Origin of the sequence: Pseudomonas khorasanensis, assembly GCF_014268505.2 — a bacterium.
GTDB lineage: Bacteria > Pseudomonadota > Gammaproteobacteria > Pseudomonadales > Pseudomonadaceae > Aquipseudomonas > Aquipseudomonas khorasanensis.
The window spans coordinates 288,692-303,185 of the sequence record NZ_JABWQP020000003.1 but is presented as its reverse complement, the minus strand read 5'-3'; the positions used below and the strand labels follow the sequence as shown (position 1 = coordinate 303,185).

General features: G+C 60.3%; 12 protein-coding genes. 6 read left to right on the top strand and 6 right to left on the bottom strand.

Translation table 11 applies throughout. The features are described 5' to 3' along the window. The first annotated feature begins 31 nt into the window (after positions 1-31). Positions 32-997 (top strand): CobW family GTP-binding protein, encoded by a 966-nt coding sequence (locus HU727_RS10715; protein WP_186531183.1) that lies wholly within the window; start codon positions 32-34, stop codon positions 995-997. A gap of 6 nt (positions 998-1,003) precedes the next feature. On the opposite strand, the gene HU727_RS10710 is transcribed toward HU727_RS10715, so the two are convergent. After that, positions 1,004-1,417, bottom strand: a complete 414-nt coding sequence (locus HU727_RS10710; protein WP_186531181.1) for a DUF3301 domain-containing protein — start codon at positions 1,415-1,417, stop codon at positions 1,004-1,006. A 117-nt stretch (positions 1,418-1,534) separates the two neighbouring features. On the opposite strand from HU727_RS10710, the gene pdxY reads away from it, so the two are divergent. Then, positions 1,535-2,407 (top strand): pyridoxal kinase PdxY, encoded by an 873-nt coding sequence (pdxY, locus tag HU727_RS10705; RefSeq protein ID WP_186531179.1) that lies wholly within the window; start codon positions 1,535-1,537, stop codon positions 2,405-2,407. Positions 2,408-2,513: 106 nt separating this feature from the next. On the opposite strand, the gene HU727_RS10700 is transcribed toward pdxY, so the two are convergent. Then, on the bottom strand, positions 2,514-2,996 hold the full coding sequence (locus tag HU727_RS10700) for an acyl-CoA thioesterase (protein WP_186531178.1): 483 nt from the start codon (positions 2,994-2,996) through the stop codon (positions 2,514-2,516). Between the two features lie 279 nt (positions 2,997-3,275). Between HU727_RS10700 and HU727_RS10695 the strand changes: the two genes are divergently transcribed. Further along, positions 3,276-5,039 carry a cation:proton antiporter gene (locus tag HU727_RS10695; RefSeq protein WP_186531176.1) on the top strand — a complete coding sequence of 588 codons (1,764 nt, stop codon included), beginning with the start codon at positions 3,276-3,278 and terminating at the stop codon, positions 5,037-5,039. A gap of 21 nt (positions 5,040-5,060) precedes the next feature. On the opposite strand, the gene HU727_RS10690 is transcribed toward HU727_RS10695, so the two are convergent. The 3 genes from HU727_RS10690 to uvrD all read right to left on the bottom strand — a co-directional run bounded on the left by HU727_RS10690 (position 5,061) and on the right by uvrD (position 8,964). After that, positions 5,061-5,468: an SMI1/KNR4 family protein gene (locus HU727_RS10690; protein WP_003187120.1), complete on the bottom strand. Its 408-nt coding sequence runs from the start codon at positions 5,466-5,468 to the stop codon at positions 5,061-5,063. Between the two features lie 134 nt (positions 5,469-5,602). Further along, positions 5,603-6,478: a Tim44 domain-containing protein gene (locus HU727_RS10685; protein ID WP_186531174.1), complete on the bottom strand. Its 876-nt coding sequence runs from the start codon at positions 6,476-6,478 to the stop codon at positions 5,603-5,605. A gap of 302 nt (positions 6,479-6,780) precedes the next feature. Continuing rightward, positions 6,781-8,964 (bottom strand): DNA helicase II, encoded by a 2,184-nt coding sequence (gene uvrD, locus HU727_RS10680; RefSeq protein ID WP_186531172.1) that lies wholly within the window; start codon positions 8,962-8,964, stop codon positions 6,781-6,783. Between the two features lie 257 nt (positions 8,965-9,221). Here uvrD and HU727_RS10675 point away from each other — a divergent pair, with 257 nt between their 5' ends. The 3 genes from HU727_RS10675 (at position 9,222) to HU727_RS10665 (ending at position 13,503) form a co-directional block, all read left to right on the top strand. Further along, entirely contained in the window at positions 9,222-12,095 is a 2,874-nt protein-coding gene (locus HU727_RS10675; RefSeq protein WP_186531170.1) for a putative bifunctional diguanylate cyclase/phosphodiesterase, read from the top strand. Between the two features lie 127 nt (positions 12,096-12,222). Next, positions 12,223-13,089 (top strand): transcriptional regulator HexR, encoded by an 867-nt coding sequence (gene hexR, locus HU727_RS10670; RefSeq protein WP_007912071.1) that lies wholly within the window; start codon positions 12,223-12,225, stop codon positions 13,087-13,089. 210 nt (positions 13,090-13,299) lie between these two features. Further along, the gene (locus HU727_RS10665; protein WP_186531168.1) at positions 13,300-13,503 is read left to right on the top strand and encodes a PA3496 family putative envelope integrity protein; all 204 of its coding nucleotides are present in this window, start codon (positions 13,300-13,302) and stop codon (positions 13,501-13,503) included. Here the strand turns inward: HU727_RS10665 and HU727_RS10660 are convergent. After that, complete coding sequence (locus tag HU727_RS10660; RefSeq protein WP_186531166.1) at positions 13,445-14,407, bottom strand: LysR family transcriptional regulator; 963 nt, start codon at positions 14,405-14,407, stop codon at positions 13,445-13,447. The two genes, HU727_RS10665 and HU727_RS10660, sit on opposite strands and share 59 nt — an antisense overlap. Positions 14,408-14,494: the final 87 nt, after the last annotated feature.

Genomic DNA, 14,494 nt, shown 5'->3' with positions numbered 1-14,494 from the left:
CCTCCAAAACCATCCGCAGAAAGTGCCAGCCATGTTGCATAACATACCAACCCACGTCATCGCGGGGCCGCTGGGCGCCGGCAAGACCAGCCTGATTCGCCAGTTAATGGCGCAACGGCCCGAGGGCGAGCGTTGGGCGGTGTTGATCAACGAATTCGGCCAGATCGGCCTGGACGCTGCGCTGTTGACTCGCGACGCCGATGGTATCGCACTGGGCGAGGTCGCCGGCGGGTGCTTGTGTTGCGTCAATGGTGCGCCATTCCAGATTGGCCTCGCACGTTTGCTGCGCAAGGCCAGGCCGGACCGACTGTTTATCGAGCCGTCCGGGCTGGGGCATCCGGCAGTGCTACTCAAACAGTTGAACGAAGCACCGTGGCTGGGCGTGCTGGCGGTTCAGCCCTGTGTTTTTGTTTTGGACGCTCAAGCATTGCACGCAGGAACAGCGTTGCCGCAGGCACAGCAGCAAGCGTTGGCCGGTGCGGGTTTGTTGCTACTGAACAAGGCCGAAAAGCTCGATGAATCAGCTCGAGAGTCCATCGCCCACCAGTTGCCGCCCGTCAGGCTGATCTGGACGCAGCAAGCTCGGCTGTCCTTGAGCGAACTGCCGGGGCTGGAAGTACAGGCAAGCAAGGGGATGGATAACCTGGCAGTGCCCAAAGATCCGGTGCAGATGCCGGTCGTCTGGAGTGATCCGGCTGTGCCGATTTGCCTGAGTCAGGCGCAGGAGGGCGGCTGGAGCATCGGCTGGCGCTGGCATCCGAGCCAAACGTTCGAGCAAGAACGCATCGCCCATTGGCTGGTCAGGCTCAACTGCAAGCGAGCCAAACTGGTTATCCACAGTGTGGATGGCTGGGTTTCGGCGAATGTGCTGGATAACGCCGAGCTGGAATGGCAGAGAAGCGAATGGCGAAAAGACTCGCGAATCGAACTGATCTTCGCCGAGGCGCAAAATATCGCTCAGTTGCAGGCGGATCTGGCGCAATGCCGGATTGAATAAATCAGCTCAAGGCTTCCACTTCGTGTGTTCCTGCCGCCACTGGCTCAGCTCCACCACTTGCGCCCGCGGCTTGTGCACCTCCACCACCGGCGGCGTGTCATCAAACGGCGCCGGGTAGGGCGCCAGTTCGATCTGCGCACTGTGCGCGCCAAACTGAGTAACGGTTCCGTTGTGGCGGGTTTCACCAGTGACGGTGAACTCGAAGTTGTACACCCGCGTCAGCCGCCGGCGTCCGTTGGCGTCCTTGATCAAGCCGATCTTTTTCAGTGCGACGTTACCGTCCAGCAATTCGACGCCGACGTTGGTGCAGTGCTGTTTGACCCGTTCCAGCGCGCGCTCGCGCAAGCCGTGGTTGTGCCATAGCCAGGCCCCGGCGACGGCGAACAGCATCAGCACGAAGATGTTTTCGAGGGTCAGCATCTACATCGAACTCCAAAAGATGACGTCAGCTTAACTGCGTCGCCGGTCTGTCGTACAGGCTGTGTTTCGTCGCATACTGCGCGGCTTGAATTTCAATCGTTTTACGGAATGACCCGAATGAAACGTACGCCTCATCTGCTCGCCATTCAGTCCCACGTGGTGTTTGGCCACGCCGGCAACAGCGCTGCGGTTTTTCCGATGCAGCGGGTCGGGGTCAATGTCTGGCCGCTCAACACTGTGCAGTTCTCCAACCACACCCAGTATGGTCAGTGGGCCGGTGAGGTGCTGGCGCCGCAGCAGATTCCCGAGCTGATCGAAGGCATTGCTGCCATTGGTGAGCTGGGTAACTGCGATGCGGTGCTGTCCGGCTACCTCGGCAGCGCCGCGCAGGGTCGGGCGATTCTCAGTGGCGTGGCGCGCATCAAGTCAGCCAATCCGAAGATGCTTTATCTATGTGATCCGGTAATGGGCCATCCGGAAAAAGGCTGCAGCGTGCCAACCGAGGTCAGCGATTTTCTGCTTGAAGAAGCCGCCGCCGTGGCGGACATCATGTGTCCGAACCAGTTGGAACTCGACAGCTTCTCCGGGCGCAAGCCGCAGTCGCTGTTCGATTGCCTGGCCATGGCGCGGGCGCTGTTGGCACGCGGGCCGAAAGCGGTGCTGGTCAAGCATCTGGATTACCCGGGCAAACCGGCGGATGGTTTCGAAATGCTGCTGGTGACGGCCGAGGGCAGTTGGCATCTGCGCCGCCCATTGCTCGCGTTTCCGCGTCAGCCGGTGGGCGTGGGCGATCTGACTTCTGGCCTGTTTCTGGCGCGGGTGCTGTTGGGCGACAGTCTGGTGGCGGCGTTCGAATTCACGGCGGCAGCGGTGCATGAGGTGCTGCTCGAGACGCAGGCGTGCGCCAGTTATGAGTTGCAACTGGTGCGGGCGCAGGATCGAATTGCGCATCCGCGGGTGAAGTTCGAAGCGACTGCGATCAGTTTGTAAAGCCGCGTCGCCGCTATTCGCGAGCGGGCTCGCTCCCACAGGAAGAATGCATTCCAAATGTGGGAGCGAGCCCGCTCGCGAAGGCGCTTTTCATAACGCTATCATCTCAGGCGTCGCCCTTGATTTCCTGGTAGCGCTTTTCCAGCTCCTGGCGAATTTGCCGGCGCTGTTGCGCCTGCACGTAGCGACGCTTGTCTTCACTGTTCTGCGGCTGCAGCGGCGGTACCGGCGCCGGTTTGCGCTGGTCGTCCACCGCAACCATGGTGAAGAAGCAGCTGTTGGTGTGGCGCACCGAGCGCTCGCGGATGTTTTCAGTCACGACCTTGATGCCGACTTCCATCGAAGTATTGCCGGTGTAGTTCACCGAGGCGAGGAAGGTCACCAGTTCGCCGACGTGAATCGGCTCGCGGAAAATCACCTGATCCACCGACAGCGTCACCACGTAGCGGCCGGCATAACGGCTTGCACAGGCGTAGGCCACTTCGTCTAGGTATTTGAGCAGGGTGCCGCCGTGGACATTGCCAGAGAAGTTGGCCATGTCGGGGGTCATCAGTACCGTCATCGACAGCTGGGCGTTTCCGGGTTCCATAACGTTCTCACGGATCAAGGCTGATTGCTGGAAGCACCTCTGCGGGTGCCTGGTCGCTTTTCAAAAAGCACCGTTATCGGGACGCCGGGCAACGGGCCGCCGTCACGCCGGTATCGATCTGTTTCCATATATTGCACCGGCTTCCAGACGGAAGTCGCGGTGTTAACCTGCAAAAGCCCTGCCCAAGGGCAATTCCTACACCAAAAGCGGATTTTTACTCTGCTCGCGCAGACCTTTCTTGCGTCTGTCCGCGAGCTTCGTCATCAAGGAGCCCACGCCATGCATGCCATCAGTTTTATTCAGGATCTGGCAGTGATCATGTTGGTCGCAGGCGTGGTGACCGTGTTGTTCCACCGTTTCAAGCAACCGGTGGTGCTCGGCTACATCGTCGCCGGCTTTATCATCGGCCCGCATACCCCGCCGTTCGGCCTGATCCACGACGAAGAAACCATCAAGACGCTCGCCGAGCTCGGGGTGATTTTCCTGATGTTCTGTCTCGGGCTGGAGTTCAGCCTGCGCAAGTTGTTCAAGGTCGGCGCCACGGCGTTTATCGCAGCGTTCCTCGAAATCATCCTGATGATCTGGATCGGCTACGAGATCGGCCGCTGGTTCGACTGGAACACAATGGATTCGCTGTTCCTGGGCGCGATTCTGGCGATCTCCTCGACCACCATCATCGTCAAGGCACTCAATGACTTGAAGATGAAGAACGAACGCTTTGCTCAGTTGATTTTCGGCGTGCTGATTGTCGAAGACATCCTAGGCATCGGCATCATCGCGCTGCTGTCGAGCATCGCTGTCAGCGGCACAGTGAGTTCCGGCGAAGTCTTCTCCACGGTCGGCAAGCTCTCGCTGTTCATGATCGTCGCCCTGGTCATCGGCATTCTGTTGGTGCCGCGTCTGCTGGCGTATGTGGCCAAATTCGAAAGCAACGAGATGTTGCTGATCACTGTGCTGGGCTTGTGTTTCGGCTTCTGCCTGCTGGTCGTCAAACTTGAATACAGCATGGTGCTCGGCGCCTTCCTGATCGGCGCGATCATGGCCGAGTCGCGGCAGCTGCTGAAAATCGAGCGGTTGATCGAGCCGGTTCGCGATTTGTTCAGTGCGATTTTCTTTGTTGCCATTGGCTTGATGCTCGATCCGTTGATCCTCGTCGAATACGCCTGGCCGATCGCGGTGATCACCGTCGCCGTCGTGCTCGGCAAGATGCTGTCCTGCGGTCTCGGCGCGTTTATCGCCGGTAACGATGGACGTACCTCACTGCGGGTTGGCATGGGCCTGTCACAGATCGGCGAGTTTTCCTTCATCATCGCGGCACTGGGCATAACCTTGCAGGTCACCAGCAATTTTCTATATCCGGTCGCCGTGGCCGTTTCGGTGATTACTACGCTGCTGACGCCGTACCTGATTCGTGCGGCGGATCCGCTGTCGATCAAGTTGTCAGCGGTCGTGCCCAAGCGTCTCGGCCGTGTGCTCGGCATGTATGGCGAATGGCTGCGCAGCATCCAGCCGCAAGGCGAGGGAGCGATGCTGGCATCGATGATTCGGCGGATTCTGTTGCAGGTCGGGGTCAACCTTGCGCTGGTCATTGCGATCTTTTTCGCGGGCGCGTATTTCGCCGAGCGCATGTCGCTGTGGCTGCAAGACTGGATCAGCGATCCGAGTTGGCAGAAAGCGTTGATCTGGGGCGGCGCGTTGCTGGTGTCGCTGCCGTTTCTGATTGCCGCGTATCGCAAGCTCAAGGCGTTGTCGATGTTGCTGGCGGAGATGGGCGTCAAGCCGGAGATGGCCGGGCGTCACACGCAGCGAGTGCGCCGGGTAATCGCCGAAGTGATCCCGATCCTCTCGCTGCTGGTGATTTTCCTGCTGTTGGCAGCCTTGTCGGCCAGCATTCTGCCAACCAACAAGTTGCTGGTGCTGATCGCCGTGGTCGCGGCCGCCGTGGCGGCGCTGCTCTGGCGCTGGTTCATCCGCGTGCATACGCGGATGCAGGTTGCGCTGCTGGAAACGCTCGACAATCACAAGGAATCGTCAGGGCATTGATCTTCGCAGGCGTCTGGCGGATCAGCTCTCCAGCCAGACGTCACGCGCCCAGTGCCATACCGATTCCCAGGTTTCTTCGGCAATCAGCTCTTCTTCGGCCTGCCACAACACCACAGTGCCGTCTTCTTCGACACAGTAGTAATCGTCGCCGTCCTGGCAGATCGGGATCAGGCTGCGATCGACACCGGCATCCCAGGCATTGGCGGCGACGTCGGGCAGGTACGTGTGCGATTGCGGGTCGGTGACAGTCACCGGTTCCAGGCTGCCGTACACCACATCGCTGACGGTCAGTAAAAACTCTCTGAAGACAAACGGGATATCGATGAACAGTTGTTCTTCGATTTCCACCAGCAGGTCTTCGTCAGGCAGTTCCAGCGGAACCGGTACGGGTTCGTTGGCTTCGCGCAGTTGTTCGATGATTTCTTCCACGTCCGGGATCCTCTTGCTTGAATGGCGCGGTTTATATGGGCCGGTTTATACAGTAGCTCGCTATAGATGCAACCGTGAAATGAAAAACCCCGGCCGGGGCCGGGGTTCTGTTATAGCGGTGATGCGCAGGGAGATCAGCCGTTCTGGCGGATACCGGCCACCAGCCAAGGCTGGTTTTCGCCCTGTGGACGCTCCATGTTCCAGCTTTCGCTGAACACTTCGCCCTGGTCGAAACGCGAGGTCTTCGACACGCCGCTGAAGGTCAGGGTGGCGATGGTCTTGTCGGCACGGTCATCCACGCCATCCAGTTGCACCTGAAGGTTGTCGATGTAAGTCGACTGGAAAGCGTCGCCCAGATCCGCACGCTCACGCTTGAGGAACTCAAGCATTTGCGGGGTCACGAACTCGGCAATCTTGTCCATTTCGTTGGCGTCCCAGTGCTGCTGCAGGGACTGGAAGTGGCTGCGCGCAGCTTCAAGGAAGTTCTGTTCGTTGAACCAGGCCGGGGCATTGATCACCGGACGGACGGCAGCAGGTGCAGCCGAACCACCGAAGATCGAACCCATGCCGGCAGGCTTCTGCTCGAACACTTCACGCTGCATCGGCGCGCCGGCCGGAGCCAGATGCTCCTGCTGCTTGCGGCGACGAGCGGCGATGAAGCGGAAGATCACGAACGCGATCAGGGCCATGATCAGGATGTCGAAGATCTGCATGCCCTGGAAGCCGCCGCCCATGAACATGGACGCGAGCAGACCACCGGCCGCGATACCGGCCAGAGGGCCGAGCCATTTCGACGCGCCGCCAGCCTTGGCAGCGGCACCGGCAGCACCGGCTGCGCCAGCGGTCGCAGCTGCGCCGCCCGCGCCTGGGGAAGAAGGAGCCATCTGGCTGGTCTGGTGCGTCGGCGCAGCGCCGGCACTTTTGCCACCACCAAAGCGCTTGGCGTTGGCGTCGAGGCTCATCGTCAGGCCGATGCACAACGCCATGGCGATGCTAAGAAAACGTTTCATAAAGGGTATTCCCGTTTTGTGGAGACACGCGCGCCATGTTGCACAGCTGAAGTGTTACTGGCTAGCGAGAGAGTGTTTCGGGCTTTTGCCTGACAGGTTGCGTTCAGCTTCGCGAGGCAATCAGCCGATGTACTTTTGTGTGTAGGAAAAGGCGATAGGTTCAGAAGAATTGGTGCTCCGTGCGCCGGATAACCCGTGGAAGCGAGCCTGCTCGCGAAGGCGTCATGTCAGTCGAAAGGCTCCTTGACTAACACACCGCATTCGCGAGCAGGCTCGCTCCTACAGTTATTCTGCGCAGGGATTCAGATCGCTTCCAGCTTGGCATAGCCCAGCATCAGCCATTTGCTGCCTTCGCCGAAATTGACCTGTACCCGGGCTTGAGCACCGGACCCCTCGAAGTTGAGGATCACACCTTCGCCAAAAATGGAATGACGTACGGCCTGGCCCAGCACGAAACCGGTTTCCGGAATCTCGCTGCCGCTGAACAGGTTGCTGCCGCTCATCGACTGGTTGCCACCGAACGGACGACTGACGCTGTTGGACAAGCGCACTTCCTGGATCAGGCCTTTCGGCACCTCGCGTACGAAACGCGAGACCTTGTTGTAGGTTTCGCTGCCGTACAGGCGACGGGTTTCCGCGTAGGTCATCACCAGATTTTGCATCGCCCGGGTGATCCCCACGTAGGCCAAGCGTCGTTCCTCTTCGAGCCGCCCGGGTTCTTCCAGGCTCATCTTGTGCGGGAACAGGCCTTCTTCCATGCCCACCAGGAACACGTAAGGGAATTCCAGGCCCTTGGCACTGTGTAGGGTCATCAACTGGACGCTGTCTTCGTGCTCGTCGGCCTGGGTGTCGCCGGCCTCCAGCGAAGCATGGCCTAGGAACGCTGCCAGCGGCGTCAGCTCTTCGTCTTCTTCGGTGTTCTCGAAGTTGCGCGCGGCGCTGACCAGTTCCTCAAGGTTTTCTACCCGTGCCTGGCCTTTCTCGCCTTTTTCCGCTTCGTGGTACGCGATCAGGCCCGATTGCTCAATGACGGTCTGCGTCATCAGGTGCAGCGGCATGTCGGCGCACTTGGCGGCGAGGTTCTCGATCAGCTCGATAAATGCCCCCAGGGCGCCGGCGGCTCGACCGGTCAAGCCTTTGTTGGCGACCAGTTGGCGCATGGCTTCCCACATCGACACATCGCTGTGCCGGGCATGTTCGCGGATCGCTTCGACGGTTTTTTCGCCGATGCCACGGGCGGGAACGTTGATGACCCGTTCCAGTGCCGCATCGTTGCCCCGGCCTTCGAGCAGGCGCAGGTATGCCATGGCGTTCTTGATTTCCGCACGTTCGAAGAAGCGCTGACCGCCATAGATCCGGTAAGGGATCCGTTCGCGCAGCAAGGCTTCTTCCAGAACGCGCGATTGCGCGTTGGAGCGGTACAAAATAGCGATATCACTGCGCGCCAAACCGGTTTTCAGCGCGCTTTCGATGGTTTCGACCACATAACGCGCTTCGTCGTGTTCGTTGAACGCGGCGTAGAGATTGATCGCTTCGCCGTCGCCGCCGTCAGTCCACAGCTCTTTGCCAAGACGTCCGGTGTTGTTGGCGATCAGGGCGTTGGCCGCTTTGAGAATGCCGGCGGTGGAGCGGTAGTTCTGCTCCAGACGAATCGTCTCGGAATCCGGGAAGTCCGAGGAGTACTGATGAATGTTCTCGATCTTCGCGCCACGCCAGCCGTAAATCGACTGGTCGTCATCGCCGACCACCATCAGGCTGTCGCCGCCCTTGCCCAGCAGGCGCAACCAGGCGTACTGCACGGCGTTGGTGTCCTGGAACTCGTCCACCAGAATGTGCCGGAAGCGTTTCTGATAGTGCGCCAGCAGGCCCGGATGATCGCGCCACAGATCGAGGGCGCGCAGCAGCAGCTCGGAGAAGTCGATCACGCCAGCGCGCAGGCACGCCGCCTCGTAGGCCTCGTAAATGCCGCGCATGGTCGCCAGGAACAGGTCGCCGCTGGCCTGAATGTGTTGCGGGCGCAGACCTTCGTCTTTTTGCCCGTTGATGAACCACTGCGCCTGACGCGCCGGCCAGCGCTGTTCGTCCAGCCCCAGCTCGCGGATCACCCGTTTGACCAGTCGTTGCTGGTCGTCGCTGTCGAGAATCTGGAAGGTCTGGCTCAAGCCCGCTTCCTGCCAGTGCGCCCGCAGCAAGCGGTGCGCCAGTCCATGGAAGGTGCCGACCCACATGCCGGCCGGGTTGATACCCAGCAACTGCTCGATGCGATGACGCATCTCCGCAGCAGCCTTGTTGGTGAAAGTCACCGACAGGATGGAGTGGGGCGAGGCGTTTTCGACCTGGATCAACCAGGCGATACGGTGCACCAGCACTCGGGTTTTACCGGAACCGGCGCCGGCCAGGACCAACTGACGGCCAACGGGGGCCGCTACGGCCTGGCGTTGGGCATCGTTGAGGGAGTTCAGCAGAAGGGAGAGATCATCGCGCATCGGGGCATTCTAGGGTGCGCCGCAGGCCCGGGCAAACCGCGCGTTGCATTAGCCGATGAAAGTGCCGCCCGTGACGACCGGTCGGTCACTGGCTGCAGGCTTCGGCCCGTCTCGCCTGCGGGGTTGAAGCGGTGCCTGAGGGGCGGAAAATTTTGCGGCAATTGTGATCTGCAGCAGTTTGGCAACGGGGTCGGCTTGTGTATGCTCCGTTCACGTTTCGGGCGCACGCCCTCATTATAAGAACAAGAACGTTGCCCATGACCCTCAGCGCCGAACTGTCGGGCCCCTCTGTGGAACCCCGCGTGATCCGCAAACACTACGCCGTCGAAATGGCGGTAGAGCGCACGCGTCTGCTGTATCAGGGCTCGCTGTTGCCCACCCTGTTCATGTTGATCAATGGGCTGGTCTGCGCCGCGCTGCTCTGGAGCCCGCAGCGCTACTTCGTGGTCAGCGTCTGGCTGGTGTGGCTGTTGTCGCTGGTCGCGCTGCGGGTGATTCAGGTGGCTGCGTTCGATTCGGCAATTCCCGATCGCCAGGCCCAGCCGATCTGGTTGCGCATGTTCCTGCTCGGCTCGACCCTGACCGGTCTGACCCTCGCCGGTGCCGGTATCGCTTTGGTGCCCGCCGACAATTTTATCGAGCAAGCCTGGGTATTCGGCCTGATCGGCGCAGCGACGCTGTCGGCCAGCGTCGCCTACGCCGTGAGCCTGCCGGCATTCCTGTCGTTTTCCTTGCCGTGCCTGCTGCCGGCAATCGGCTACCTGTTCTGGGGCGGTGACGACCAGGCGCGCGGCTGGGGCTGGCTGGGTTTGATTCTGCTGGGCTCCTTAAGCGTGGTGGCGTGGCAGGTCAACCGATTGATCGATCGCGGTTTGCTGCGGCGTTTCCAGAATCAGCACTTGATTGAGCATTTGCAGCAGGCACAGACGCGCAGCGAACAGCTCAACCATGAGCTGGGCAAAGAGATCGAGCAGCGCCGCTGCGCTGAAGCCCAATTGCGTGTAGCTCAGGTCGATTTGGAAGACCGCGTCGCCCAGCGCAGTCGCGAGCTGGACGCGGCCAATCAGGCCTTGAGTAAAAGCGAAGCGCGGCTGGCGCTGGCGCTCAAGGCCAGTGAGCTCGGGCTGTGGGACTGGAACCTGCAGACCGATGAAGTCCACCACACGCAGATTCAGGAACTGTTCGGCCTCGCCCCGGAATACGTCACGGCGCTGCTGCGCGACCTGAAACCGCGGCTGCACCCCGAAGACGTGCCGTCACTCAAGTTGGCGCTGGTCGAGCATCTGAAGGGGCGCACCGAAGATTACCAGGTCGAATATCGCCTGCGTCATGGCGACGGCCACTGGGTGTGGATCGAAGACCGTGGCCGTGCCGTGGAGCGCAGCGACAGCGGCCGGGTCATTCGCATGGTCGGCACTCGCCGCGACATCAGCGCCAGCAAGCGCCTGGAAGAGCAGCAACGGCTGGCGGCAACGGTGTTCGAAGCGGCCAGTGAAGGCATCGTGATTCTCGACCCTGACTACGTGTTGATCGCGATCAACCAAGCCTTCAGCCGCGTCACTGGTTACGAGATCGGCGACATGCTCGGGCGCAATGTCGTCGAGTTGCCGTGCAGTCGTGATGCTCGTCGCCATTACGTCGCGATCCGTCAGGCGCTGGAGCAGCACGGCAGTTGGCAGGGTGAGCTGGTGGAGACCCGCAAGAACGGCGAGCTGTACCCGCAATGGCTGCAGCTCAATGCCGTTCGCGACAGTCGAGGCAATGTCAGCCATATCGTCGGTTTTTTCGCCGATCTCTCGGCGCGGCGTGAATCGGAAGAGCGCATGCGCTATCTGACCCATTACGACGAGCTCACCGGGCTGGCCAATCGATCGCTGTTTCGCGAGCGCCTGCACGAAGCCCATCAGCGGGTACGACAGGGTGGGCGTCGCAGTCTGGCGCTGCTGCACATCAATCTGGATCGCTTCAAGTTGCTCAACGACAGCCTCGGCCATGAAGTCGCCGATCAGCTGCTGCAGAAAATGGCGCGGCGATTGGTCAACGCCTTGCCGGAGGCCGACACCATCGCGCGCTTGTCCGGTGATGAATTTGCGGTGTTGTTCGACGCCTATGGCAATTTGTCGAGCCTGGCACGAGTAGCCACACGGCTCTCGGCCAAGCTGCGTTTGCCGCTCAGCGTCGACGGGCATGAATTGGTGGTCAGCGCCTCGATGGGCATCAGCCTGCTGCCGGACAACGCGCGGGAAATCTCGGCCCTCATCAGCCAGTCGAACATGGCCATGCAGCATGCCAAGCATTTGGGCGGCAACAACTTCCAGTTCTACACCGACAGCTTGCAGGCCAGCACCCTCGAGCGTTTGCAGCTGGAAAATCACTTGCGCAGAGCCATTGAAGAGCAGCAGTTGACGGTGTTCTACCAGCCGAAACTGTGCTTGCAGACCGGGCGCCTGAATGCTGCGGAAGCGCTGGTGCGCTGGGATCATCCGAGCATGGGCCAAGTGCCGCCGGGCGATTTCATCGGCCTGGCCGAAGAGACCGGTCTGATCGGGCCGATCGGCGAATTCGTCTTGCGCCAGGCGTGCTGGCAGGCCTGCGAATGGCAGCGGCAGGGGCTGGCGCCAATCCGCGTGTCGGTGAACCTGTCGGTGCATCAATTACGTCAGGGCAAACTGGTCAGTCTGGTACGGCAAGTCCTTGAAGAAACAGGGCTGGCGCCGCAATACCTGGAGCTGGAACTGACTGAAAGCCATTTACTCGACAGCGTCGAACACATCATCGCGACGTTCCAGCAACTGCGCGATCTGGGCGTGAAGCTGGCGATCGATGACTTTGGCACGGGTTATTCGTCGTTGAGTTATCTCAAGCGCATTCCGGTGGATTACGTGAAGATCGATCAGGCATTTATTCGTGGTTTGAACGAGGGCAGCGCGGACGCAGCGATCACGCGCGCGATCATCGCAATGGCCCATGGGCTGTCGCTTAAAGTGGTGGCGGAGGGTGTCGAGCATCAGAGTCAGCTGGAATTTCTGCGCACCGAACGCTGCGATGAGGTGCAGGGTTATCTGATCAGTCGGCCCGTTGATGCTGCGCATCTGGCGGGGCTTTTGCGTGATCAGGGCGATCCGCTTTAAGGGCTACATGCAGCCCATCGTGCCTGATACGGGGACATCGAGTTACGGATTGGGCAGGCAAAATGCCCATTCATGTAGTATAACTACAAGCGTGCTACATCCCTGCCCACAAGAAGAGTCCAGCCCCTTGAACCTGCTGCAACACATCGCCCAGTCACGTCACCTGTTACGCAAGTCGGAGCTCAAGGTCGCCGACCACGTGCTGCTTGACCCTGCGGCCGTGATGCACAGTTCCATGGCCGATCTGGCCCACAGCGTCGGTATCAGCGAGCCGACCATCGTGCGCTTCTGCCGCGCCATCGGTTGTTCCGGTTTTCAGGATTTGAAACTCAAACTGGCGCAAAGCCTGGCCGCCGGTGCCAGTTTTGGCCAGTTCGCGATCCACGAAGACGACTCGGTTGCCGATTACAGCCTGAAGATTTTCGACACCACGTTGCACACCTTGATGGAGGTTCGCGAGAAGCTCGATCCGGTGGAGTTGCAGCGCGCGGTAACGCTGATGTCCCAGGCGCAGCGTGTCGAGTTCTACGGCTTCGGTGCCTCGGGCGCGGTGGCAGCGGATGCGCAGCACAAGTTCTTCCGCTTGCTGCTGACCGCTGCGGCGTATTCCGATCCGCACATGCAGGCAATGTCTGCGGTGACCTTGAAGCCTACCGACGTGGCGATCTGTATTTCCCAGTCGGGGCGTTCCAAGGATTTGCTGATCACCGCCAATCTGGTGCGGGAGAGCGGGGCGTCGCTGATTACGCTTTGCCCGAGCCAGACACCCTTGGCGGAGCTATCGACCGTCAATCTGGCGATCGACGTACACGAAGACACTGAAATCTATACGCCGCTGACCTCGCGTATCGCTCATCTGGTAGTGATAGACGTATTGGCGATGGGCGTGGCAATGGCGCGCGGGCCGAGTCTGGTCAATCACCTCAAGAGCGTGAAACGCAGTTTGCGCAGTTTGCGCTTGTCGCCCAAAGCCGCTAAAGCCCTCGACGACTGACCGCTGTTGTGGCGAGGGAGCTTGCTCTCGCTGGACTGCGTAGCAGGCCCAAAATTTCAGGGCCGCTGCGCGACCCAGCGGGAGCAAGCTCCCTCGCCACAATGTTCTCTCTATCCGCGAAACTTTCATCAGTCTGTAACCGCGACGAAGCCAAACCGTCATCCCTCACGCCTATCGTGAAACTCCCGTAATCGCCTTGGGAGACTCGAAATGGCTCAGCCCTACGAAGAACGCAACAGCGCCGCGAAAACCCGTCGTCAGCAGGAAGACCAGCGCCGCATGGAATTCCGCCGTGCGATCGAAGATCGCTTCGAACTTCGCCAGCTTCAGGCTGAAATCGGCGACTTTCCCGAGATCACTCACTGGCAGGCAACGCCCGCGGCTTCCCGTCGAAGCGCTCAGCCAGCGCGCTGATCTGCGCCCGCTCGCTGCGGATAAATGCCAGGAAGGCGTGCGCCACCGGTGACAGTCGTTTGGCCTTGGCTTGCACCAGGCACCAACTGCGAAACAGCGGCAATTCCTCGATCGGCAGCTCAACCAGGCCGCCGGTTGTCAGCTCCAGGTTCAGGGCGTGGCGTGTCAACAGCGCCACGCCCAGACCCGCCACCACGCACTCGCGCTGCGCTTCGGCCGAGGCCACCTCCTGAGTCTGGGTAAAGTGCACGCGCTTCTCCTTGAAATACTCCTCACACGCCAGACGCGTACCCGAACCGGGTTCGCGAACCAGCAGCGTGTACGGTTCAAGATCCTGCAAGCGCAGGGGCCCCAGATGCGCCAGCGGATGATCCGGGCGTGCCACCGCGACAATCGGGTTGTTGAGGAACGGCAAGAACTCCAGGCCCATGTCCTGCGGCACCATCGACATGATCACCAGATCGTCGCGGTTGTCGGAGAGTCGGCGTATGACCTGGCCACGGTTGACCACGGTCAGTTGCAGATTCACTTCGGGGTGCTGGCGCTTGAATGCAGCGAACAGGTGCGGCACAAAATATTTGGCGCTCGATTCCACCGCCAGTTTTAGCTGACCCTGCAGCGAGCCCTGCATGTCGGAAAGCTGCATGTCGAGGTTTTCCAGCCGCCCGAAAATGTCGCGACTGGCGCGCTGCAGGGCCTCCGCCGCCTCGGTCATGTAGAGTTTTTTGCCGACATAATCGAATAATGGCTGGCCGATCAGCTCTTCCAGTTGCCGAATCTGCAGGCTCACGGCGGGTTGGGTGAGCGACATTTCCTCGGCTGCGCGGCTATAGGAGCGTAGATCGCATACCTCATTGAAGATCTGCAGTTGACGCAATGTCATACGCATCAATGACTTACGCATTTTCTTTGGCTCTGAAGGCAAGTGGATGCCTCGACTATAAGTCTTTACTTATGCACGGCCCAATTATTATTCATTTTTGTTAATCCC